Genomic DNA, 21,324 nt, shown 5'->3' with positions numbered 1-21,324 from the left:
CTCAGGACAGCAGGAAGTCACGCACGGCCTGATCACCGACCGGGTTGCGGCCCTGGATCGAGTGACCCATCCCCGGGATGGTCACCAGCTTGCCCCGTGGCGTGCGGGCCGCCTGCGCGGCCGCCCACTCGAGTGGTGTGGAGAGGTCCCGATCACCGTTGATCAGGAGCACGGGCATGGTCAGGTGCGGGTTCGGTGGCTGCGGGTTCGCGCGGGACGGCGGCCAGTGCCGGCAGCCTTGAACGACACCGTGTCCGACCGCCGTCCGCGGCTCGAACGGCCACACCTGATCGGTACGTAGCTTCCGCGCCGTCTCGTCGATGGCCAGTTCCCGGTGCTGCGGCGTCGTCGTCGAGTCTCCCCACGGTGCGTGCACCAGGTCCGCGCAGAGTGTCGCCAGGTGCAGGCCCGCGCTGTACTGCTCGGCGGACGTGCCGCCGCCGCTCCGCAACTCGGCGACGGCCTCGCGGAGTGGGGCCGGATCCCCCTGGGCGGCCCGGCGCAGGAGCGCCAGCACCGGGGGGAAGCCCGCGCCGGTGAGCTTCGGATCTGTGATGCTCGCGGTCACCATCAGGTTGAAGACGCCGACGCTGTTGCCGTGGCGGCGTACGACGTCGGCCAATGCCTTGGCCGGGTCGAAGCCGCAGCTCTGTTCCTGGCATGCCTGGCGCAGCATCCACCCGGTGCGGCGCAGGCTGGCGGCGTACAGCGCGTCGGGTCCGTCCTGCGGCACGACCGAATCGAGCACCATCCGGCTTACCCGGTCCGGAAACGTCAGCCCGTAGTGCTGTGCGACGAACGATCCGTAGGAGACACCGTCGAGCGTCCAGTGTGGTACGCCGAGTGCCCGGCGCAGGTCCTCCAGGTCGGCGACAGTGTCCGCGGTCGTGTAGAAGTCACGGTCTGCTCCGAGCCGGTGCGCACACGCCCGTACCGCTTCGGGTGTCGGCACGGTGACATCGGATGCGCCCACCTCGGCCTGCAGCGGCTCGCAGGTGAGCGCGTCCGCGCCGGTGCCCCGCTGATCGATCATGACGAGCCGGTAGTCGTCGAGCAGGTGAGCGAAGCGCTGACGAAGTCGTGGAAGCAGGCTGGCACCCGCTTGTCCCGGCCCGCCGGTGAGCAGCAGGAGGACGCCACGAGGTGCGGCGGTGTTGTCGGCGGTGGCGACCCGCAACCGAAGCGTCTCCGGCGTGCCTCCGTGACGGTCCAGCGGCACGGTCAGGTACGAGCAGGTGAAGCCGGTGATGTCGGCACAGGGCTGTGGCTCCGCGAGCCGGGGTGCCGTCCGGACGGGCGTACTCATCGATGAAATCGCCGCGGTGAACCCAGGGTCCATCGGGGCGAGCGGTGCCGCGGAGCCCAGCGTGGCGCACAGAGCGCCGGCCACGACGATGCCTGTCCAGCGTCCTGTTCGAGTTGCCCGCACGTGGGCTCCCTCCGGGACGACAGCCCGACCGCGCTGTGGTCAGTTTCCTCGCACCCAGAACTCGTTGCCGTCGGGATCGGCCAGCACGACGGTGCCGTCCTCGCCGACCTCGAGGCGAGTGGCTCCGAGGGAGATCAGCCGGTCGACCTCCGCCTGCTGGTCGCCACCGTGCGGGGTGAGTTCGAGGCGCTGCCGGTTCGGCACCTTCTTCGGGTGCACGGGTGGGCCTCCCCAGGCGACCTTCGTGCCGCCGTGCGGTGACTGAATCGCAGTCTCCTCATCCTGGTCCCACACCAGCGGCCAGCCCAGCGCCTCGCTCCAGAAGAGGCCGACCTCGCGGGTGCCGTCGCAGGCGAGTTCCCCGAGCGGGCCGCATCCGGCGAGGAATTTGTTGCCCGATTCGATCACGCAGAACGCGTTGCCTTCGGGGTCTGCCAGGACGATATGTCCCTCCTCGGGGCGCTGTCCGACGTCGAGGTGGCTGGCGCCGAGCCCCAGGGCCTTCGCCACCGTGTGTTCCTGGTCGTCCGGGCGGGCGCTGGTCAGGTGCAGGTGCATGCTGCGGCTCGGGCCCTCCTGCTGCTCGGCGTTCGAGGCGAACCGGAGGCCGAGCTGGGTGTCCCCGCCGGGCAGGAAGGTGCCACCGGTGTCCTCGATGACCTCCCGGCCGAGCATCCCGGCCCAGAGCTGCGCCAGGCGGGCCGGGTCCTGCGCATCGAAGGTCACTGTCAGCAGTCGCGAGGTCATCACCACACGGTAGGCAGCGGCCGGTAGGGCAGCAAGGTGATTAGTCGGCGGGCGAGGCGAACCTGCCCCTGCCCTGCCGGTACCTTCCAACAACCCCACCCCACCGTTCGGATCGCCTCGGGCGGTTTCGGCTGCCGTCACTCGGGAGTGCTCGGCGGGCGGTCAGTGCCTACGACGGCAAGGTCCCGCCAAGTGGGGAAGCTTCCTGCTCATCCTGGTCATGACCGGTGGGCGGACCTTACGCGGCGTCGAGGCTGCAGCTTCCCTAGCGGCGGCCATTCGCAATCGTCTCGGGCTGCGGTCGCGCTACCGGCGTCGCCGGGCGTCGGCTTCGGCGTCAAGAAGGTCGTTCAGTGTCAGCGCTGAGTTGATCAGGGAGAGGTGGCTGAACGCCTGCGGGTAGTTGCCGATCTGCTCGCCGGTCGCAGCGATCTCCTCGGCGTACAGGCCGAGGTGGTTGCTGAAGGTGGACATCTTCTCCAAGGTGAGCCGCGCGTCGTCCAGGCGACCGGCGCGGGCCAGCGCCTCGACGTACCAGAACGTGCACATGTTGAAGGTGCCCTCGTGCCCGGGCAGGCCGTCGGGGGAGTGGATCGGGTCGTACCGGTGGACCAGGCTGTCGGAGACCAGTTCGCGTTCGATGGCGTCGAGGGTGGACTGCCAGAGGGGGTCGCTCGGCGTCACGAAGCCGACCGCCGGCATGGCGAGCAGCGCCGCGTCCAGCATGTTCTCGTCGTACGCCTGCACGAAACTGCCGCGTCCCCGGTGATATCCACGGGCCATGACCTGGTCGTAGATCCGGTTGCGTTGTTCGGTCCAGCATTTGATGTCGCCGGGGCGGCCGGTGCGGGTGGCGAGGCGGATCGCCCGGTCCATCGCCACCCAGGACATCACCCGGCCGAACGTGTAGTTGCGGGGGTGGTGGCGGCTCTCCCAGATGCCGGCGTCGGCCTGGTCCCAGTTCTCGCAGAGCCAGTCGACGAGCCGGACGGTGCTCTTCCACACCTGGTGCGAGACGCGGATGCCCTGCTCGTCGGCGAGATGCATGGCGTACAGGGCCTCGCCGTGGATGTCGAGCTGGAGTTGGTCGGCCGCGCCGTTGCCGATCCGCACCGGGCTCGACCCTCGGTACCCCTCCAGATGGTCGAGCACCTCCTCGTGCAGATCCGAGGAACCATCGACCCGGTACATGATCTTCAAAGGATTCTGGTGGTCACCGGCCTCGCGGATCCGCTCGTCGAGCCAGTTCATGTACCGGCTGACCTCCTCGGTGAAGCCGAGGCCGAGCAGCGCGTGCACGGAGAACGACGTGTCGCGTACCCAGGTGTAGCGGTAGTCCCAGTTGCGGGTGCCGCCGATCAGCTCGGGCAGCGCGGCGGTGGGCGCGGCGATCATCGCGCCGGTCGGCGCGTACGTCATGAGCTTCAGCGTGATGGCCGAGCGCTCGACGATCTCGCGCCATCGACCGGTGTAGCGGGAGCGTTCGACCCAGCGCCGCCAGTAGTCGCGGGTCCACTCGAGCATGCCCTCGACCTCGTCCGGTGGGAAGAACCGGGGTTCCGTGCCGCCCGTCTCCAGGACCACCCCGCCGGTGTCACCCTCGTTGAGCGTGCCGTACGCGATCAGGTCGCCGCCCTCGATGCGGACGTCCCCGGTCTGGGCCCACAGTTGCCGCACCGGGTCGACCGGGTTGAAGGTGAGTGTCGACGACGGGCTGCGGAACAGGTAACCGGTCGGGTGGCGCTCCAGCTCGTGGCTCTCCCGGGCGTAGTCGAACCGGGGTCGGCACTCCACGCGGAAGCGCATGGTGCCTCGCACCATGTTGACCATGCGGACCAGGCGGTGCGAGTCGGTGGCGCGCTCGCCGGTGACCGGCATGAAGTCCGTCACCTCGGCGACGCCGTCCGCGCTGATGAACCGGGTGATCAGGATCGGCGTGCCGGGCAGGTAGAGCTGCTTGGTGACGTACTGGACGTCGTGCGGGGCGACGCGGAAGTAGCCGCCCCGCTCGCGGTCGAGCAGCGCGGCGAAGATGCTCGGCGAGTCGAAGCGCGGTGCGCAGAACCAGTCGACCGTTCCGTCGCACGTCACCAGCGCGGCGGTCTGCAGGTCGCCGATGAGCCCGTGATCCTCGATCGCCGGATAGCTCTCCACGTCGCCCCCCGGTCTCGACAGTCTCCTGGGCAGTAACCTAGGCGACGATTTGTCGAGTTCGGCCCGATTCGTGGTCAGCCACCCTCTCGCGCGTTCGGTGATGTGGCCGCGGTCGGTCTCGATGGTGCCGTCTGGGACGCGCCGGCAGGCGTCACGGCGGTCGACCTGGTGGGCGCCGCAGCACCTGCCGCCGCCGCAGCACTCCCGGCCTGGTCGCCCTCCGCACGCCGTGCTTGAGCCTCACGTCACGTCAGTCTTTATGGTCGCCGCATGGATGACATGAACACCGAGGTCACGCGTGACATCTACGGCATGCCGGCGTTCGTCACGTTCACGGTCGCGGATCTTGACCGCACCGTCGACTGGTACGTCAACGGGCTTGACTTCATTTCACTATTTACGCTGCCCGGCCCCGACGGCGCGCCGGTACTGGTGCATCTTCGCCGTTGGCGGTACCAGGACATTCTGCTGCGCAGCGGAGTGCCGCCGGTTGGCGGTGACTGGACCGTGAGCTTCATGGCCACGGCCGAGCAGTTGGATGCGATCGCTGAGCGGGCTCGCGCGCACGGCGGTGGCGTGGTGGACGGACCGGCCGACACGCCGTGGAACACTCGCGACCTGCAGCTGACCGACCCGGACGGCTACCGGATCGTCTACACCGCCCGCCGCCCGGAAGGGGAGCGCGATGAACGCTTCAACGCGATGATGGAGCGAGAATCTCGCCGGCAGCTCGGCTAGGCCGATTTCCCCGAGTCGGGGCCATTCCTTGATCGCGACGACCGCCAGCGAAGATCATGGCCAATCGCCGGTTCCGGGCTGAAACCCCGCCCAACAACGACGGGTGCCTGATCTTCCACCGGCTTCGGCGCCGAGCGGACCGGGTAAACGGTGCGCTTCGACTCGCTACCGGCGTCGAGCTGGGATGATCCGTTCCGTAGACTCGCCGGCGGCGTGGGCGTCCCTGCTGTGTGGGCCACTTTCGTGGCGGATTCGCGGGCCAGTTCGGGAGTCCGGCGAGGTGCCGCAGCACCGTGGGGGTGGCCGCCGGCGCCGACAGTCGCAGGAGGTGCCCCCTGCGGCTGGGTCGAATCATCCGTGGTCCCGGCCTGGCCGACATCCACACGATGGTCGAGTGCCGCCACGAGCACCGTCACCGTCGACATCCAGGTCAGACAAGGACTGAACTGTCAATAGGCAAATCAAGATGGGGTGAGGCCACAAACTGTCCCCGAACTGCAAGGTGTTGAGATTCCCATCTCCGCCGACAGGTTTCCTGGCCGACGAGGAGGAGTCACCCCTATGCTTGCCGCCGGAATCCCCGCGGTCAGCCGGGCCGAGGGACGGCACCAATACAAGGATTTGCGGATGCGCCGGAATTCTGCTCTTGACAACGGCACTGCTGGCGTCAGCGAAATGACACCAAACGGCGAATCGTCAACCTCGACGGCCGAGGGCGTCGCACGCCGATCCGCAGTCGCCGAGGAACAGGAGTTTCTCGACCTGGCCCTCGCCCGGCGCGACACGCTTGCCGACCACCTGCAGGCCGAGCTTTCCTCAGACGCCCTGGACGCGTTGGGACGGGCGCGGCTGCGCATGCTCCGCCGGCAGTACGAGGAGCTGCGGCGAGCGCGGGAAGGTCTGGTCTTCGGCCGCCTCGACGGCCTTGACGGCACCGTTCGACACATAGGCCGTGTCGGTCTCCGCGCCGACGGCGAGGACGGTGAGCCGCTGCTGGTGGACTGGCGCGCCCCCGCAGCGAGGCCGTTCTACACCGCGACGGCTGTCGACCCACAGGGTCAGGCGCGGCGCCGCCACGTACGCACGACGGGATCGGTCGTCGTCGGCGTGGACGACGAGCCGCTGGACGGGACCACGACGGCGGAACTCGTCGGCGAAGGAGCCCTGCTGGCCGCCCTGGACCAGCGGCGCACCGGCCGCATGTCGACGGCGATCTCCACGCTGCAACGCGAACAGGACGACATCATCCGGGCCGACGCGACCGGCCCGCTGATCGTTCAGGGTGGTCCCGGCACCGGCAAGACCGTGGTTGCCCTGCACCGCGTCGCCTACCTGCTGTTCGCCCACCCGAAGGTGGCCGAGCAGGCGGTCCTGGTCCTCGGTCCCTCGCCGCGGTTCCTCCAGTACATCGCCCAGGTGCTGCCCGCGCTCGGTGAGACCGCTGTCGTCTCGGCGACCTGCGACACCCTGCTGCCCGGCATCCGCGTGGGCCGCGACGAGAGCCGGCTTCTCGCCGAAATCAAGGGCCGTGCCCTGTGGCAGCCCGCGCTCGAAAACTACATCGCGTCGCTGCTACCCCGGCCCCGTGAGTTGAAGCTGCGCTGGGAGGGCGAGTTCTACGTCATCGCAGCCACAACGGTGGCACAGGCGCTCGCCTCGGCGGTGCAGGGACGCCCGTACCACCGCGCCCGCCAGGCGTTCGCCGAGCAGCTGCACCATATCCTTGCCGAAGCCGTCGTCGAGCAGCGCGAGGCGCTGATGAACGAGATGGAAGAGGGCTTCGAGGACATCCTCGCCCGCGTCGACAAGAGCATGCAGCATGACCAGGTCGGCAGCGGGCCCAGCGGCAGCGACGTCGACGGATTGCTCTCCGAAGAGGAGATAGAGGACCTTCGTCACCGCATCGCGGAGAACGCCACCATCGCGCGGTTCATCGAGGCATGGTGGCCCACCCTCGACGCCGAGACCCTGCTGCGTGACCTCCTGACCGACCGCACCCTGCTGGCCCGGTTCGCGACGCAGTTGTCGGCGGAGGAGATCACCGCTGTCTCGGCCGAGCCCACACCGTGGGCATCGAGCGACATCCCCCTGCTCGACGCGGTCGCCGACCTGCTGGGCGACGTCGAAGCCCCGCAACCACAGGGCGAGTTCGTCGCCGACCATGCTCGCCGGCAGCGCGACTGGGTGTACGGCCATGTCGTCATCGACGAGGCGCAAGAGCTGTCCGAGATGCAGTGGCAGATGGTCCTGCGGCGTTGTCCCAGTCGTTCCATCACCGCGGTCGGTGACATCGACCAGGCGGAGGCAGCACACCGGCACACCAGCTGGGCACAGGCGGTGCAGGCCGCTTTCGGAGACCGCTGGACGGCTGCGGAACTGACCATCTGCTACCGGACACCACGTGAGGTCATGGACCTCACCGAACCCGTCTTGAAGAAAGCCGGCAGCCACAACGCGCCGCCACGGGCGGTACGTTCCTCCGGCATCGCCCCCTGGGTGCTCACCATCGCGCCCGCCGAGCTTGCCGACGCCGCCACCGAAGCTCTGCGACAGCTGCAGCAGCGGTGGCGCGGCGGCACGGTCGGCGTCATCGCCCCCGCCGACCGCATCGCCGAACTCGTGGCCGTGCTGGACGATGCGCCGGTGCTGACCGCGACTCAGTCCAAGGGCCTGGAATGGGATGCGACGCTAGTCGTCGACCCGGAGGGCATCGCCGCTGAGCCGCGTGGTTGGAACGGGCTCTACGTAGCGCTCACCCGATGCACCCAGGAGCTCGGACAGCTGGTGCTCACCTAGCGATCGTCACCCCGATGCACAGAATCTCCGAATGCCGGGTGCGCGGCAGGGGGACGTGGGAACCCGTTCTCTCTGAACGTGAGCAGGCTGCTTCCGGTTATCCGGATATTCGCCGGATCAACGATAGAGATGCGGCCGATCAAAATGATTCGTTGGTTGTAATGCTGATGCGCGGGCAGACTCGTGCTGTCAACAGAACAAACATGGGTCAACGGAGGCTCGACATGGGCACGGCGCAGCGGGTAGCGATCGTCACCGGCGGTTCTCGGGGCATCGGCCGGCAGATCGTGCAGCAGCCGTTTCCCGGAATCCGGCCTCACCCGGTTCCCCAACCGTCCATCGTCGAATGACGAACTGACGCCGTCGGCTTGCCGTATCGGTGGCGGTACTGGCTGGGCCCACGGCGGCGCGCGGTTCGTGCTCGCAAGTCCGCCCGCACCGAGGCAGCCCCGGCGGCCGGCCTCGCCGCACCGGCAGCCGGCTGCTCGAACCTCGCATCGCCGGCCGTACGGCGTTCGGCGTCGGTTCCGATGCCCGTCCCGGCAGCGGCGACGCTCATCTCCGGGTAGCGACCGCGCCGGAAGCACCGGACCCCCACCCGAGGCCTCGGCCTCCCGGCGGCCACACGTACGACGCCACCGGAAGGTCGCGGCGCTCGTCGACGTACCGCCGAATGGACCGGCAGAAGGGTTGTCAGCGTGATGAACGAACTTGGCGAGATCCTCGTCGTGGGTGGTACCGGCAAGACCGGCCGCGGCATCGTCCGGCGGCTGAGAGCGGCCGGCCGGCCGGTGCGGTCGGCAGCCCGCGCCGGCGGCGACGTTCACTTCGACCTCGTGGACCCGACGACCTGGGCGCCCGCGCTCGACGGCGTCACCGCCGTCTACCTTGTGGCACCCAACCCGGTGCTCACTCCGGAGGGCGTGTCGCGCATCCAGGAGTTCGTGTCCGAGGCGGCGGCCGTTGGCGTGCGGCGGATGGTGATGTTGTCGGGCATCGGCCTGCGCGTGGCAGACGACGACCATCCGTTCCGGGCCGTGGAGGCCGCCGTGCGCAGGTCCGGTGCCGAGTGGACCTTCCTCCGGCCGACCTGGTTCGCGCAGAACTTCGGCGAGAGCATCTGGCTGCGAAGCGTTCTCGACGGGGCGCTTCACCTGCCCTGCGGCGACGGGCTGGTGTCCTTCATCGATGCGGAGGACATATCGGAAGTCGCGGTGGCGACGCTCACCGAGGACGGCCACAACGGCCAGATCTATGAACTGACCGGTCCCCGGGCGATCGGCTTTGAGGAGGCGTTGGACCTCATCGGCAAGGCCACCGGGCGCACGATCCGATACATCGACATCACACCCGAGGCGTACCTCCAGCGGTTGCTCGACGGAGGGATGCCACCTCAGGTGGCGCGCAGGAACCAGGCACTCCGCGTGGCCATCCGCGACGGCCTGGACGGCTCGGGGGCGCTCACCGACGGGGTGGAACGGGTCCTCGGTCGGCCACCCAGGACGTTCGAGGAGTACGTCGCCCGGACCGCCGCCGAGGGCCGCTGGACCGGGTAGCCGCGGCGGCTGGTGCCGGCCGCCGCCCGAACCGCATTCCGTCGCCGCATCGAACGTGTCGGCGGCGGCTCGCGTTGGCGTCGGTACGCCGCCGCGCCTCGAAGACAGTAGGAATCGATCTGCAGGTTGTTATGCCTGCGCAAGACGGGCCGTGACGATCGCGGCACTAAGGATGTGCTGGATGAATCAACTGGCCGAAGCCGCGGCCGGCCTGGCCTCGCCGGTTGTCCACGCTGTCGCGTCGCGGCTTGAGCACGCTCGTCAGTTGCAGCTGCGCGTCTTCCGGAGCGCCGCTGATCGGCACCTCGTACGTCGCCAGCCGTTCCATCCAGTCGTGGGCCAGGTGGCCCCGGTCCGGATCGCCGACAAGGACCCGAGTGCCCTTCGTCGCGACTCGGGCGAGGAACGGCAGCATCCGGGCCGCCACCGACGGGTGGTAGAGCGCGTCACCGGCCAACACCACATCCACGCCGTCGACGTCGCTGTCGAGCAGGTCGGTCGACGACAGCGTCAGCTCGACGCCGTTGGCGTGGGCGTTGGCGTTGATCGCCGCGATCGAGTAGGGATCGATGTCGTTGGCGGTGACCTTCGCGGCGCCGGCGATCGCTGCGGCGATGGCGACCAATCCGGAGCCGGATGCGACGTCGAGGACATGGCAACCAGCCACGGTGTCCGGGTGGTCGAGGATGTAACGCGCGAGACCCTGACCGCCGGCCCAGGCCGACGCCCAGAACGGTGGTGGGAGGACCCGGCCCGCTGCGGCTTCGAGTCGTGCCCAGATGAGGATCGCGTCCTCGGCCATGACCAGTCGCACCTCCGGCACCAGCGGCACCGGGGCCAGCCGGAGCCGGTCGATGCTGTCGGCCCCGGCCCCGGCGGCGCACGCGGGGGCGGACAGCGCCTGCGACAGCAGCGGTTCGAGGCCGGGAAGGACGCCGCTGTCGGTACGAACCGGCATTCGCCGGCCCGTGGTCTCAGCCACCGCCGTGGCGACGGCCGAGATCTCGTCGCCACGGCTTGGCGGAGCCAACATCAGACCAGCCGGATGTTGGCGGCCTGAAGGCCCTTCTGGCCCTGCTCGACGTCGAACTCGACCCGCTGGTTCTCTTCCAGGCTGCGGAACCCGCTCGACGAGATGGCCGAGAAGTGCGCGAAGACGTCGGCGCCGCCGCCGTCCTGCGAGATGAAGCCGAAGCCCTTGTCCGCGTTGAACCACTTGACTGTGCCGAATGCCATGTCTTCTCCTCCGAGTAGCGAATGGAGCACCTGCGGTCCTCTTGCCGCCGCCGCTGGTTCGGAAGAACCGGCAGAACCAAAAGCGCCTGGCGGGTTAGATACCCACCAGGCGCTGGCAAAGTATGCGACAAACCGAAGGTTGCAACTCGGTGAGGCTAGCACGGGCGCGCGGTGTCTTCGCGGTTAGCGCTGACCGCGCCGGCTGCCAACTCGGGTGCCGGCAGAGAACGCCGCCGCGCCCCGTGGCGTGGACGTGGTTTCGGCGGCACTCGCGCGACGGCTCTCCGAACCCCTTCCGCGCGTTGCGCCGGCGGTCGATCCGCCTGCCGCCGCGCGTGGATTCGTGCGCCGCGTTGCGCTGTGGCCTCGCCCGTGATGTGGCGCCGTCGTCGCTGGGGGAGGCGTCACGAAGCGACGCTCGCCCGGGGCGAGTTCGGTGAGCAGCGGGTCGCCGGGCCTGAGCTCGGTGATCGTCGGGTTGATGCCGGCCTGGCGGGTGAGGTTCCGTACGTCGGTGACCTGGTCGTCGGTCATCAGGGTGACGACGGTGCCGCTCGCTCCGGCACGCGCGGTCCGCCCCGAGCGGTGCAGGTACGCCTTGTGCTCGGCGGGCGGGTCGGCGTGGATCACGAGAGTCACGTCGTCGATGTGGATACCGCGCGCCGCGATGTCGGTTGCGACAAGCGCGCGGGCGTCACCGGCGGAGAACGCCGCCAGATTGCGGGTGCGGGCGTTCTGCGCCAGGTTGCCGTGCAGCTCGACGGCGGGTACGCCCGAAGCGACCAGTTGGCTGGTCAGTTTCTTGGCGCCCCGCTTGGTGCGGGTGAACACGAGCGTTCGCCCCGGGGCGGCCGTGAGGTCGATCAGGACGGGAAGCCGGTCGTCGTGGCGCACCCGGAGCACGTGGTGGGTCATCGCGGCGACCGGGGACTTCGCCGAGTCGACACTGTGGGTGACCGGATTGGAGAGATACCGCCGCACGAGGACGTCGACGCCCGCGTCGAGCGTCGCCGAGAACAGCAGCCGCTGCGAGCGGGGCGGTGTCTTGTCGAGGAGCCGCCGTACGACCGGCAGGAAGCCCAGGTCGGCCATGTGGTCCGCTTCGTCGAGCACGGTGACCTCGACGGCGTCCAGGATCGCGTGGCCGCTCGAAACGTGGTCGGCGAGGCGGCCGGGACAGGCGATGAGGATATCGACCCCGGCACGCAGCGCGCTGACCTGCGGCCGTGCGCTCACCCCACCGAAGATCGTCAGGGTTCGTAGTGACAGCGCGGTGGCCAGCGGTGCGATCGTCGCTTCGATCTGGGTCGCCAGCTCGCGGGTGGGCGCCAGGATGAGCGCGCGCGGGCGGCCGGGCAGCCGCGGAGCAGCGGTGGCCGAGAGCCGGGCGAGGACCGGAAGCGAGAAGGCGTACGTCTTGCCCGATCCGGTCCTGCCTCGGCCCAGCACGTCGCGTCCGGCGAGTGAGTCCGGGAGCGTGGCGGCCTGGATCGGGAATGGCGTGCTGATTCCCGCCTGCTCGAGCGCGGCGACCAGGCGACCGGGCACGCCGAGGTCGGCGAAGGAGGTGGGTGTTTCCAGGGGTGTCTTCTGGGGGCGGCGTGCCGCCATGGGTGTCTCCGAACGTGGAAGGGGTCGCCCTGCACGGTGCTGACCGTTTGGTCGCGGCGCGTGGTGGTCGACATCAGATGCGGGCCGTGGTCGGAAACCGACGGACTCGTTGATCAATCTACCCGCACCCCGGCCGAGCCGCACACGACGGCTCTTTTGAGTTAGGGTTTGCACGGGCCCGCGAAACGGAACCGACGCCCCGGCGAGTGGCCGGAGCCGGCCCGCTCATTTTCGGCACCCGGCTTGCATGTGCGAGCGGGTGGGACGCGCGTTGGCGCGGAAACCTGGAGCAGCTCTTGACTCAAGAAACCGTGCATGACTCGAATTTGTTCCGTGAAGCACCGGGAGCGAATGCGACTTTCGACCACATACCTGCCGTCGACGTGAGTTCGGCCGCGATGACGCGCCTGCGCACCCCGTTCCGTGTCGAGGGTGACGCCGACCGGAAGCCGTCGACGCGTTAGGCGTCACGACGTGCCGCAGCCCGGTCGGTGGGAGTCGGCGAGCGTTCCGGTTCGGCACGTCGCAGGTGGCTGCTTTCGAGCGGGTGAGTCAGCGGGTTTCACGACTGAACGAACGATCGGGCGGCGGCGGTGGACGCGGAGATCCCCGCCGGCGCACGGCTGGGTGGTCGTCCGGAGTGCCGGGGAACCTCGGCGTGACGGGTGAACGTCAGGAGCACTCCCGGCAGATCTGCCGGCCGTCGGGCTGCGCGGCGAGCTGGCTGCGGTGGTGCACCAGGTAGCAGCGCGTGCATCGGAACTCGTCCGTCTGCATCGGCACGACCGCCACCGTCAGTTCCTCCCCGGACAGGTCCGCGCCGGGCAGCTCGAAGTTCTCGGCAGCGTCGGCCTCGTCGAGGTCGACTGTTGCTGACTGCGGTGCCGAGCTTCGCGCCTTGAGTTCCTCCAGACTGTCGTCTTCGACCTCAACCGCAGGTCGGCGAGGTGCGTCGTAATCGATGGGCTTGCTCATGGTGGTGGCCTTTCCGGCTTTGATCTATGGGCGTCGCGGCGGTAGACCGCAGCCCACGTCGTGGCGCTCAACTGAGCGGTGCAACGGTAGCGCTCGCTGATGGATGGGAGGGGCGCCGAAGGCAGCGTGAGACGGCCGAGGTGCGGGGGCGTGCCGCCCGCTGCCACCGCCGCGGACACCCGGAGCTGGGTGCCGACGACGGATCAGCCGCTTCGGCGGTTGCCCCACTGGCGTGGGCCCTGGACCGAACCCCGGCCGCTGAGGCGCTGACCCTTCCCGTGCGGTTGCGGCGAGGCGACCTTGCCCTTCCCTCGGCGGGCAGCCCGGTTCGCATAAGCGGCGGGCTCGTCGGTCTCCGTCTCGGGTTCGGTGGTGGTCGCCGGGTCGGCTTCCTCGGCGTGGGCGTCTTGAACGGGCTCAGGCTCCGGCATCGGAATCTCCCTGGATTCGTGGGGCTTCCCTGCGGACCGTTGCCAACAGGCGGACGCAGTACCCGCCGGAAGTTCGGCGAACTGCGTGACGCCGCGATCTTAGCCGAGGAGGCGCCTACAGCTATGAAGGCCGCACCAAGGTCAGGACGAGGAGCTCCAAACGCGGAGCTCACCTCCGGTGGAGCGAGACCCGGGAATCGGCAGGTCGACCAGGGCGCAGTGATCCACGGTGCCGACCCGGGGGCGGGGCTCTGCGCAGACTTCTCAAAGGGCGCGTCGCCTCGGCCGCCGCCGGGATCCTGCGTCCGGGTATCACCGCGGCCCGCCGCCTCCTCGACCACGTCGATGCCATCGCCGGTTACGCACCGTCACAAGATGCGACCCGGGAGATCTGCCGAGGCGGTTCGTGACCCTCGATGAACCGGAGCGGCCATCTGAGGGCGTAGGTTCGCTCGTATGGCCGGCCTGCCGCTCGCGTCCGCGTTCACGGTCTTCACCGACCAGGACTCGGGCTGCCTGTCCTACGGCGTCGAGGACGCTGGGCGTCGCTGGTTCGTCAAGAGGGCCACCACCGTGCAGGCCCGCCCGTCACTTGTCCGAGCCGCGCAGTTTCACACCGCGGTTCAACACCCAGCGATCATCCGCCCCGCACGGGTCCTCAAGCGCCCCGACGGACTCGTGCTGGTCTACCCCTGGCACGACGGCGCGGTTCTCAACCAGGCCACCAAGCACGGCTCGAACCGGGCCACACTTACCCGGTTCCAGCAGCTGCCCCTCCCCGAGGTCGAGGCAGCTGTCACCACCATCCTCGACGCGCACGTGGCCGTCACCGCGGCCGGTTACGTCGCGGTCGACCTCTATGACGGCTGCTTCCTCTACAACTTCGACAGCCGACGCATGTGGCTGATCGACCTGGACGAGTACCGGCCCGGCCCCTTCACCCTCGACGCCGAGCGCCTGCCCGGATCCCGCCGTTACATGGCCCCGGAAGAGTTCGTCCGGGGTGCGGTTATCGACCAGCGGACCACGGTCTACACGCTCGGTCGCACCATCACGCACCTGCTCGACTCCCCACATGGCTGGCGAGGCTCCCAGGCCCAGAGGCGGCTCGCGAACCACGCCACCCGGCCGACACCAGAAGATCGACACCCCGACGTGGTGAAGCTGCTGGCCGAGTGGCGAGCCACGTGCACGACCTGAGACGAGCATTCGTCGGCTCGGAAAAAGGCTTGCGCCGCCGCCGGACAGCCCCGTTAGGGTGTTGGCATGATCAGCTCGTGCGCGTTCCCGGCGGCGTCCCTCGACGTCCTGTTCGGCGCGCTGCGACGCCGGCGGTCCGACGACCGCCTGCGCTGAGCGACCTTCTCTGCGACCGGCGGATCGAGCCGCCGGTCGTCGTCGACCGTCCTCGGTCCGCCCGCATCCTCACCTGGTGATCCGCGCTGCGGATTCGAGCGAGAACGGCGTACCCATGGATTTGGAGAAACTTCTTACCGAACGGCTGGCACCGGCGTTCGCGAGGGTGGCGGACGAGCCGGTGGATCCCGTTGTGCGGCGCTCCCAGCGGGCTGATTTCCAGTCCGACGCGGCGCTGGCACTGGCCCGGCGGCTCGGCCGGCCACCGCGTGCCATCGCCGCCGAGGTGCTGCGGTACGCCGAGCTGGCCGACCTGTGCAGTGTGGTGGAGATCTCCGGGCCGGGCTTTCTCAACCTGACCGTCGCCGACGAGGCCTTGGCCGGGCTGGTCCGCACGCTGGCCGCCAGCCCGCGGCTGGGAGTGCCGGTGGCGGCCTCGCCGGAGACCGTGGTTGTCGACTACTCGGCGCCGAATGTGGCGAAGGAGATGCACGTCGGGCACCTGCGATCGACGGTGATCGGCGACGCGGCGGCCCGGCTGCTGGAGTGGCTGGGGCACCGGGTGCTGCGGGCCAACCATCTGGGCGACTGGGGTACGCCGTTCGGCATGCTGATCGAGCACCTGGTCGACCTGGGCGAGGCCGAGGCGGCGCAGGATCTGTCGATGGGTGACCTGGACTCGTTCTACAAGGCGGCTCGGGCCAAGTTCGACGCCGGCGAGGTGTTCCGGGAACGGTCCCGACAGCGGGTGGTGGCATTGCAGGGTGGTGACGAGGCGACGCTGCGGCTGTGGCGGCTGCTGGTGGAACAGTCCGAGCGCTACTTCCTGACCGTGTACGACCTGCTCGACGTGACCCTCACCGAGCGGGACTTCCACGGTGAGAGCAGCTATAACGCGCTGCTCGGCCCGGTGGTCGAGGACCTGGATCGGCTCGGACTGCTGCGAGAGAGCGAAGGCGCGGCCTGCGTGTTCCCGCCCGGCGCCGTCGGGCGGGACGGCGCGCCGCTGCCGCTGATCGTGCGCAAGTCCGACGGTGGGTACGGCTACCCGGCGACCGACCTGGCGGCGATCCGGCACCGGACCGGCACGCTGGGGGCGACCCGGCTGCTCTACGTGGTCGGGCTGCCGCAGCGGCGGCACTTCGAGATGGTGTACGCCGCCGCCGCGCAGGCGGGATGGCTGGCTCCGCCGGCCCGGGCCGAGCACGTCGGGTTCGGCTCGATCCTCGGATCGGACGGGCGGATGCTGCGCAGCCGGGCCGGCGAGTCGGTGAAGCTGGTCGGGTTGCTGGCGGAGGCGATTGCTCGGGCCACCGCGTTGACCAGGGAACGGAACCCGGAGCTGGACGAGGCTGAGGTGGTCGAGGTGGGCCGGGCGGTCGGCATCGGCGCGGTGAAGTACGCGGACCTGTCCAGTGATCGGCACCGGGACTACGTGCTCGACTGGGAGCGGATGCTTTCGCTGGACGGCAACACCGCGCCCTATCTCCAGTACGCGTACTCGCGGATTCAGTCGATCTTCCGGCGGGCAGGGGTGGCGGCGCAGCCGGGAGCGGGAATCTCGCTGGCCGAGCCGGGCGAGCGGGCACTCGCCTTCGAGCTGATCGGCTTCGGCAGGGCGGTCGACGAGGTGGCGGTGAACCTGGAGTTCCACCACCTCACCGGGTACCTGTACCGGCTGGCCGCGACGTTCAGCACGTTCTACGAGCGGTGCCCGGTGCTGCGGGCTGACGGACCGGTCCGGGAGAGCAGGCTGGTGCTGTGCGACCTGACCGGCCGGGTGCTCCGGCAAGGTCTCTACCTGCTCGGCATCCGGACCCCGGAACGGATGTGATGAGGGTGATCCGGCGACTCGTCCGTCGGCCGCCGTTCACGCTGCCTGGCGGGCGATGCGCGGTCGATCAGGCGGACGCCGGTTTCGGCGGGTGCGCCGGCTTGGCCTTCTGCGGGTAGATCGTCTCGTGGCGGGCCAGCATGGCGACGAACTCGCCGATCTTCCGCTCCCGGGTCTGCGCCCGTTTGACGGCATTGAGGCGGTAGATGAGGGCGAAACGGTTGGTCTTGGTGAGTACGTCGAACATGGCCTGGGCGGCGGGTTCGGCGGCGATGGCGGCGAGCAGGTCGGCGGGCACCTCGGCTTCCGACGGCGGGGCGTAGGCCGCCGCCCACCGCCCGTCGGCTTTCGCGGCTTCTATCGCGGCCCGCCCTGGCGGCAGCATTCGCCCTTCCGACTCCAGCCGCGCCACGTGGGCCACGTTGCGTTGCGACCAGGAACTGCGGGGTGTGCGCGGGGTGAACCGGATCCAGGAGGTTTCCTGATCCCGTTTGCGGGTCTGCCCGTCGATCCAGCCGAAGCAGAGGGCCTCGTCGACGGCCTGCTGCCAGGTCAGCGTGGTGGCTGTGCCGCCTTTCCTGGTGAGGGCGAGCCAGACGCCGGGCGATGTGGCGTGATTGGCTGACAACCATGCGCGCAGCGCCTCGGCGTCCGCGACGATCAGCTCATCCAGTTCGGTGCTCGCCATGACGGCATGCTAGTCCTGCTGCCCGGGGACCGGTGCCAGGCGTCGGATCGGGTGGCGTGATCGTCCGATCAGGACTCGTGCTCGCCTGTGACAGCGTTGCGCGGGGCACACCCCGGGCATCGCCGCCGGATTCCGCGACCGGATGTCACTCCTGTTGCGCTCGTTCGAGGCTTGAGAGTCGCCGCGACCCGGCCAGGAGGCGGCGCCGCCGGCCGCCGATCGGCAGTACGGATGACCCGGGCCGGAAGCCGATCTAGTGGACGAAACACCCAACCCGTGACTGGATCGGTAATCGCACAGCCCCGGTCGGACAACTCTTCTGGCGGCCGGGACGTCGTTCTTCGAAGACTTCGAGTCCCGGTTCCGGTCAATCGCCGTGCCCGATGAACCGTTCTTCCCCGCCGTGGTCCACGGCCGAACGCGAGACAGCCGCGCCGAAGCGGGCCGCGACCGCCGCCACGGCGGCACGCAGTTCGGGGCCTTCTTCCGCGGAGAAGTCGAACGGGACCGGGGCGAGCCACTCCTGCGCGTACATCGCGGGGTTTCCGGTGCTGCCGACCAGTACGCACCGGTCGCCGTCCGGCTGGAGGCGGCCCATCGGCGGCCGGATCCAGGGGGCCACCTGCTCCCACGGCGCGTGGAACACCACCCGGGTGGGGTACGTCCATCCCGCGCCCAGGTTCTCCTCGAGCGCGGCCACCGGATCCAGGTCCTCGGGTGGTGTGAAGGTGTGCGGAGTCTGCCGTACGGACCGGATCCGGTCGACCCGGTACGTGCGGATCGCGTCCGCGCGGCGCGAATGGCACAGCAGGTACCAGCGTCCGTACCGCACCACGACGGCCCACGGGTCGACCTCAGTGTCCCGCTCCTCGCCGCTCCCGCCTCGGTAGGTGACCTCGATGCGGCGCCGATCGGCGACGGCGGTGACAAGGGCACTGGTGATGGTGGGATTCGGGCGGGCCGAATGCCGGTCGGGGGTGGCCGCGGCGTAGGCCCGTAGCGCCGCTGCCTGCCGTCCAACGCTTTCCGGAAGTGCCCGGATCACCCTGCTGAGCGCCGAGCCGACCGGGTCGTCGGCGTCGATGGCGTTCGGCTGCCCGTCGAGCACGGCCATGACCAGACCGAGGGCCTGTTCCTGAGTGAAGACGACGGGCGGCAGCCGGGTGCCGCGGCCCAGTCGGTAGCCCCCGTACGGCCCGCGGGTCGACTCGACCGGGATGCCGGCCTCGCGAAGGATACCGACGTAGCGCCGCGCGGCCCGTTCCGTCACGCCCAGGAGCGAGGCGAGTTGGTCCGCAGTCGTGCCGGGACGTTCATACAGGATCTCGAGCGCGCGCAGCGCCCGGGCGGTGGGACTCGGACCGGTTGGCACGGCGGCGAGAATACCCGGAAGGATATCGTCCGGAATTGCCTCTAGGTTGATGCGATGACCGCAGAACAGATCGTGCTTCTGGGTGGCCTGTGGCTCGACGCATCGGCGTGGACCGGTGTCGCGTCGGAGCTGAGGGACAGAGGCCACCACCCGGTGCCGGTGACCCTGCCCGGTCAGGGCGACGGGAATTCTTCAGCGGCCTTGGCCGACCAGATGACCGCGGTGCTTGCCGCCGTGGACGCGGGCCGCGGCAGGTCGGTGGTGGTGGGGCACTCCGCCGCCTGCACCCTGGCCTGGATGGCAGCCGACGCGCGGCCCGGTCGGATCGAGAAGGTGGTGCTGATCGGCGGGTTCCCCTCGGACGACGGGCAGCCGTACGCGGACTTCTTCGAGATCACCGACGGCGTCATGCCGTTCCCCGGCTGGGACCCGTTCGAAGGCGCCGACGCGGCCGACCTGGACGAGCAGGCGCGGCGAGCGTTCGAGGCTGCCGCGATCCCGGTCCCGGTGGGCGTGGCCAGGGGCGTCGTACGACTGACGGATGAGTGGCGGTTCGACATACCTGTCGTGATCGTCTGCCCCGAGTTCACGCCGGAGCAGGCGCGGGCCTGGATCGCTGCGGGCGACATCCCGGACCTCGCCCGGGCCAAGCACGTCGACCTGGTCGACATCGATTCCGGGCACTGGCCGATGCTGACGCAGCCGGCAGAGCTCGCGCGGATCCTGGCTGCGGTGTAGCCCGGCGCGGGGCTGATTCGGCGTGCCGGTCATGCGGCGAGCTGGTCGCGGCGGCGGGTGAGGTAGGCCCGCTCCGCGGGATTGCCGGCGAGACCAATGGCCCGGTCGTACGCCGCCCGCGACTCGCCGCCGAGCCCGAGCCGCCGTAACAGGTCGGCGCGCGCGGCGTGGAAAGCGTGGTAGCCGTCGAGGGCCTCGGCCAGCCGGTCGATCTCGGCGAGCCCGACCCCGGGGCCGTCGACTTCGGCGATCGCGACCGCCCGGTTGAGCCGCACGATCGGCGAGGGATCGAGCAGCACCAGGCGCCCGTAGAGAGCGACGATGGTGGACCAGTCGGTGTCCCGGGCGGACGGGGCATCCGTGTGGACCATGTTGATCGCGGCCTGCAGCTGGTAGCGCCCGGGCGGGTCACCGCCGGCCGCTACCGCCTCGATCCGCTCGCGGACCAGGGCCTTGCCCTCCGCGATGAGGGTACGGTCCCATGCGCCGCGGTCCTGCTCGTCGAGAGTCACCAGCTCCCCGGTGCGGGACACCCGCGCCGGCCGTCGGGCGTCGGTGAGGAGCATCAGGGCAAGCAGGCCGACTACCTCGCCGTGCTCCGGGAGGAGAGTTCGGAGCAGACGACCGAGGCGGATTGCCTCGTCGGTGAGGTCGACGCGCACCGGGTCGTCCCCCTCGCCGGCGAGATAGCCCTCGTTGAAGACGAGGTAGACGACCGCGAGCACGCCGGCGAGCCGCTCGCGGATGTCGTCAGCCGACGGTACCCGGTACGGAATGTGCGCCGCTTTGATCTTTGCCTTGGCGCGCGTGATCCGCCGCGCCATCGTGGTCTCCTGCACCAGAAAGGCGCGGGCGATCTCGGGGACGGTGAGGCCGCCGAGCAGGCGGAGGGTGAGCGCCACCCGCGCCTCCACGGCGAGCGCCGGGTGGCAGCAGGTGAAGATCAGCCTGAGCCGGTCGTCCTCGACCGGGCCGGTCGGCTCAGGAAGGCTGTCGTCGTACACGAGCCGCGCCTCCTGGTGTTTGGCGTCGCGCTGTGACTCGCGACGGATCCGGTCGATCGCCTTGCGGGACGCGGTGATGGCGAGCCAACCCCCGGGATTGGGCGGTACGCCATCGCCCGGCCACCGCTCCGCAGCCGCTAGGAACGCTTCGGCCGTCGCCTCCTCGGCGACGTCGAGGTCACCGAAACGGCGCGCGAGGCCGGCGACCACCCGCGCCCACTCCTCGTGGTGGACACGGGTGATCGCCTGCTCGACGCTGGGACCGGTCACGGCGCCGGCGGCGTTCGGACGGGTTCCCCGGTTCGGAAGGGACGCACCTCGACCGTGCCGCGGCACGCTTTCTTCGACCCCTCGGCGGCGAGTGCCAACGCCACGTCGAGGTCGGCCGCCTCGATGACCCAGAACCTGTCGAGGTGCTCCTTCGTCTCCAGGTAGGGCCCGTCGGTGAAGGCCGGCTTCTCGCCCTGCCCGTCGACGGTGGTGGCCGTCGCGGGGGGCTCCAGGCCGTCGGCGAAGACGACGTGGCTGTCCCTCCGGAGCCTCTCGGTGAAAGCGTGGGTGGCGGCGAACGTCCGCAGCGTGGCCTCCTCGGAGGGGGAGGCGTCGACCTCGGTGCGCTCGGCCGGTCCGTAGACGGACAGCAGGTACCTGGGCACCTC

The 21,324-nt window shown here is 69.8% G+C and carries 18 protein-coding genes; 7 read left to right on the top strand and 11 right to left on the bottom strand.

The window, feature by feature from the left end; all coding sequences use genetic code 11:
- Position 1: 1 nt before the first annotated feature.
- The 3 genes from AB0F98_RS16005 to AB0F98_RS15995 all read right to left on the bottom strand — a co-directional run bounded on the left by AB0F98_RS16005 (position 2) and on the right by AB0F98_RS15995 (position 4,330).
- Entirely contained in the window at positions 2–1,306 is a 1,305-nt protein-coding gene (locus AB0F98_RS16005) for an alpha/beta fold hydrolase (protein WP_357735122.1), read from the bottom strand.
- A 162-nt stretch (positions 1,307–1,468) separates the two neighbouring features.
- Complete coding sequence (locus AB0F98_RS16000; protein WP_357735119.1) at positions 1,469–2,176, bottom strand: VOC family protein; 708 nt, start codon at positions 2,174–2,176, stop codon at positions 1,469–1,471.
- A 306-nt stretch (positions 2,177–2,482) separates the two neighbouring features.
- A complete protein-coding gene (locus AB0F98_RS15995; protein ID WP_357735116.1) occupies positions 2,483–4,330 on the bottom strand; it encodes a glycoside hydrolase family 15 protein in 1,848 nt (615 codons plus the stop codon).
- Positions 4,331–4,609: 279 nt separating this feature from the next.
- On the opposite strand from AB0F98_RS15995, the gene AB0F98_RS15990 reads away from it, so the two are divergent.
- The 4 genes from AB0F98_RS15990 (at position 4,610) to AB0F98_RS15975 (ending at position 9,420) form a co-directional block, all read left to right on the top strand.
- Positions 4,610–5,068 (top strand): VOC family protein, encoded by a 459-nt coding sequence (locus tag AB0F98_RS15990; protein WP_357735113.1) that lies wholly within the window; start codon positions 4,610–4,612, stop codon positions 5,066–5,068.
- Between the two features lie 675 nt (positions 5,069–5,743).
- Positions 5,744–7,864, top strand: coding sequence for a UvrD-helicase domain-containing protein (locus tag AB0F98_RS15985; protein ID WP_357735110.1), 2,121 nt, complete (start codon positions 5,744–5,746; stop codon positions 7,862–7,864).
- A gap of 14 nt (positions 7,865–7,878) precedes the next feature.
- A complete protein-coding gene (locus tag AB0F98_RS15980; protein ID WP_357735107.1) occupies positions 7,879–8,214 on the top strand; it encodes a hypothetical protein in 336 nt (111 codons plus the stop codon).
- 351 nt (positions 8,215–8,565) lie between these two features.
- Entirely contained in the window at positions 8,566–9,420 is an 855-nt protein-coding gene (locus tag AB0F98_RS15975) for an NAD(P)H-binding protein (protein ID WP_357735698.1), read from the top strand.
- A gap of 166 nt (positions 9,421–9,586) precedes the next feature.
- Here AB0F98_RS15975 and AB0F98_RS15970 read toward each other — a convergent pair whose 3' ends face one another.
- From AB0F98_RS15970 to AB0F98_RS15955, 4 genes are all read right to left on the bottom strand, one after another.
- The gene (locus AB0F98_RS15970) at positions 9,587–10,453 is read right to left on the bottom strand and encodes a 50S ribosomal protein L11 methyltransferase (RefSeq protein WP_357735104.1); all 867 of its coding nucleotides are present in this window, start codon (positions 10,451–10,453) and stop codon (positions 9,587–9,589) included.
- Positions 10,453–10,656, bottom strand: coding sequence for a cold-shock protein (locus AB0F98_RS15965; RefSeq protein WP_189047677.1), 204 nt, complete (start codon positions 10,654–10,656; stop codon positions 10,453–10,455). Before AB0F98_RS15965 ends, AB0F98_RS15970 begins: the two co-directional genes overlap by 1 nt.
- A gap of 183 nt (positions 10,657–10,839) precedes the next feature.
- Entirely contained in the window at positions 10,840–12,267 is a 1,428-nt protein-coding gene (locus AB0F98_RS15960; RefSeq protein ID WP_357735099.1) for a DEAD/DEAH box helicase, read from the bottom strand.
- Between the two features lie 672 nt (positions 12,268–12,939).
- Complete coding sequence (locus AB0F98_RS15955; RefSeq protein ID WP_357735096.1) at positions 12,940–13,242, bottom strand: DUF4193 domain-containing protein; 303 nt, start codon at positions 13,240–13,242, stop codon at positions 12,940–12,942.
- An 887-nt stretch (positions 13,243–14,129) separates the two neighbouring features.
- Here AB0F98_RS15955 and AB0F98_RS15950 point away from each other — a divergent pair.
- Both AB0F98_RS15950 and argS read left to right on the top strand, forming a co-directional pair.
- Entirely contained in the window at positions 14,130–14,873 is a 744-nt protein-coding gene (locus tag AB0F98_RS15950; protein ID WP_357735093.1) for a serine/threonine protein kinase, read from the top strand.
- Between the two features lie 271 nt (positions 14,874–15,144).
- The gene (argS, locus tag AB0F98_RS15945) at positions 15,145–16,863 is read left to right on the top strand and encodes an arginine--tRNA ligase (RefSeq protein ID WP_357735695.1); all 1,719 of its coding nucleotides are present in this window, start codon (positions 15,145–15,147) and stop codon (positions 16,861–16,863) included.
- Between the two features lie 67 nt (positions 16,864–16,930).
- Here the strand turns inward: argS and AB0F98_RS15940 are convergent, their stop codons facing one another.
- Positions 16,931–17,551, bottom strand: a complete 621-nt coding sequence (locus tag AB0F98_RS15940; RefSeq protein WP_357735090.1) for a YdeI/OmpD-associated family protein — start codon at positions 17,549–17,551, stop codon at positions 16,931–16,933.
- 367 nt (positions 17,552–17,918) lie between these two features.
- Positions 17,919–18,923: a WYL domain-containing protein gene (locus tag AB0F98_RS15935; protein ID WP_357735087.1), complete on the bottom strand. Its 1,005-nt coding sequence runs from the start codon at positions 18,921–18,923 to the stop codon at positions 17,919–17,921.
- A 54-nt stretch (positions 18,924–18,977) separates the two neighbouring features.
- On the opposite strand from AB0F98_RS15935, the gene AB0F98_RS15930 reads away from it, so the two are divergent.
- The gene (locus tag AB0F98_RS15930) at positions 18,978–19,661 is read left to right on the top strand and encodes an alpha/beta hydrolase (RefSeq protein ID WP_357735084.1); all 684 of its coding nucleotides are present in this window, start codon (positions 18,978–18,980) and stop codon (positions 19,659–19,661) included.
- 29 nt (positions 19,662–19,690) lie between these two features.
- Here the strand turns inward: AB0F98_RS15930 and AB0F98_RS15925 are convergent, their stop codons facing one another.
- Together AB0F98_RS15925 and AB0F98_RS15920 are read right to left on the bottom strand one after the other, a co-directional pair.
- Positions 19,691–20,935 (bottom strand): DUF6596 domain-containing protein, encoded by a 1,245-nt coding sequence (locus AB0F98_RS15925; RefSeq protein ID WP_357735081.1) that lies wholly within the window; start codon positions 20,933–20,935, stop codon positions 19,691–19,693.
- Entirely contained in the window at positions 20,932–21,321 is a 390-nt protein-coding gene (locus AB0F98_RS15920) for a YciI family protein (protein ID WP_357735078.1), read from the bottom strand. Before AB0F98_RS15920 ends, AB0F98_RS15925 begins: the two co-directional genes overlap by 4 nt.
- Positions 21,322–21,324 lie beyond the last annotated feature (3 nt).

The organism is Micromonospora sp. NPDC023737, assembly GCF_040639715.1.
Classification (GTDB): domain Bacteria; phylum Actinomycetota; class Actinomycetes; order Mycobacteriales; family Micromonosporaceae; genus Micromonospora.
Note: the sequence above shows the minus strand (reverse complement) of the source record. Positions and strands in the feature narration are given on the sequence as shown.

Excerpts from the sequence above, each read along its gene's own strand:
- AB0F98_RS15975 (WP_357735698.1), top strand. The coding sequence starts at position 8,566 with ATGAACGAACTTGGCGAGATCCTCGTCGTGGGTGGTACCGGCAAGACC.
- argS (WP_357735695.1), top strand. The coding sequence starts at position 15,145 with ATGGATTTGGAGAAACTTCTTACCGAACGGCTGGCACCGGCGTTCGCG.
- AB0F98_RS15980 (WP_357735107.1), top strand. The coding sequence starts at position 7,879 with ATGCACAGAATCTCCGAATGCCGGGTGCGCGGCAGGGGGACGTGGGAA.
- AB0F98_RS16005 (WP_357735122.1), bottom strand. The coding sequence starts at position 1,306 with ATGAGTACGCCCGTCCGGACGGCACCCCGGCTCGCGGAGCCACAGCCC.
- AB0F98_RS15985 (WP_357735110.1), top strand. The coding sequence starts at position 5,744 with ATGACACCAAACGGCGAATCGTCAACCTCGACGGCCGAGGGCGTCGCA.
- AB0F98_RS16000 (WP_357735119.1), bottom strand. The coding sequence starts at position 2,176 with ATGACCTCGCGACTGCTGACAGTGACCTTCGATGCGCAGGACCCGGCC.
- AB0F98_RS15930 (WP_357735084.1), top strand. The coding sequence starts at position 18,978 with ATGACCGCAGAACAGATCGTGCTTCTGGGTGGCCTGTGGCTCGACGCA.
- AB0F98_RS15940 (WP_357735090.1), bottom strand. The coding sequence starts at position 17,551 with ATGGCGAGCACCGAACTGGATGAGCTGATCGTCGCGGACGCCGAGGCG.
- AB0F98_RS15970 (WP_357735104.1), bottom strand. The coding sequence starts at position 10,453 with ATGTTGGCTCCGCCAAGCCGTGGCGACGAGATCTCGGCCGTCGCCACG.
- AB0F98_RS15965 (WP_189047677.1), bottom strand. The coding sequence starts at position 10,656 with ATGGCATTCGGCACAGTCAAGTGGTTCAACGCGGACAAGGGCTTCGGC.
- AB0F98_RS15955 (WP_357735096.1), bottom strand. The coding sequence starts at position 13,242 with ATGAGCAAGCCCATCGATTACGACGCACCTCGCCGACCTGCGGTTGAG.
- AB0F98_RS15990 (WP_357735113.1), top strand. The coding sequence starts at position 4,610 with ATGAACACCGAGGTCACGCGTGACATCTACGGCATGCCGGCGTTCGTC.
- AB0F98_RS15950 (WP_357735093.1), top strand. The coding sequence starts at position 14,130 with ATGGCCGGCCTGCCGCTCGCGTCCGCGTTCACGGTCTTCACCGACCAG.
- AB0F98_RS15960 (WP_357735099.1), bottom strand. The coding sequence starts at position 12,267 with ATGGCGGCACGCCGCCCCCAGAAGACACCCCTGGAAACACCCACCTCC.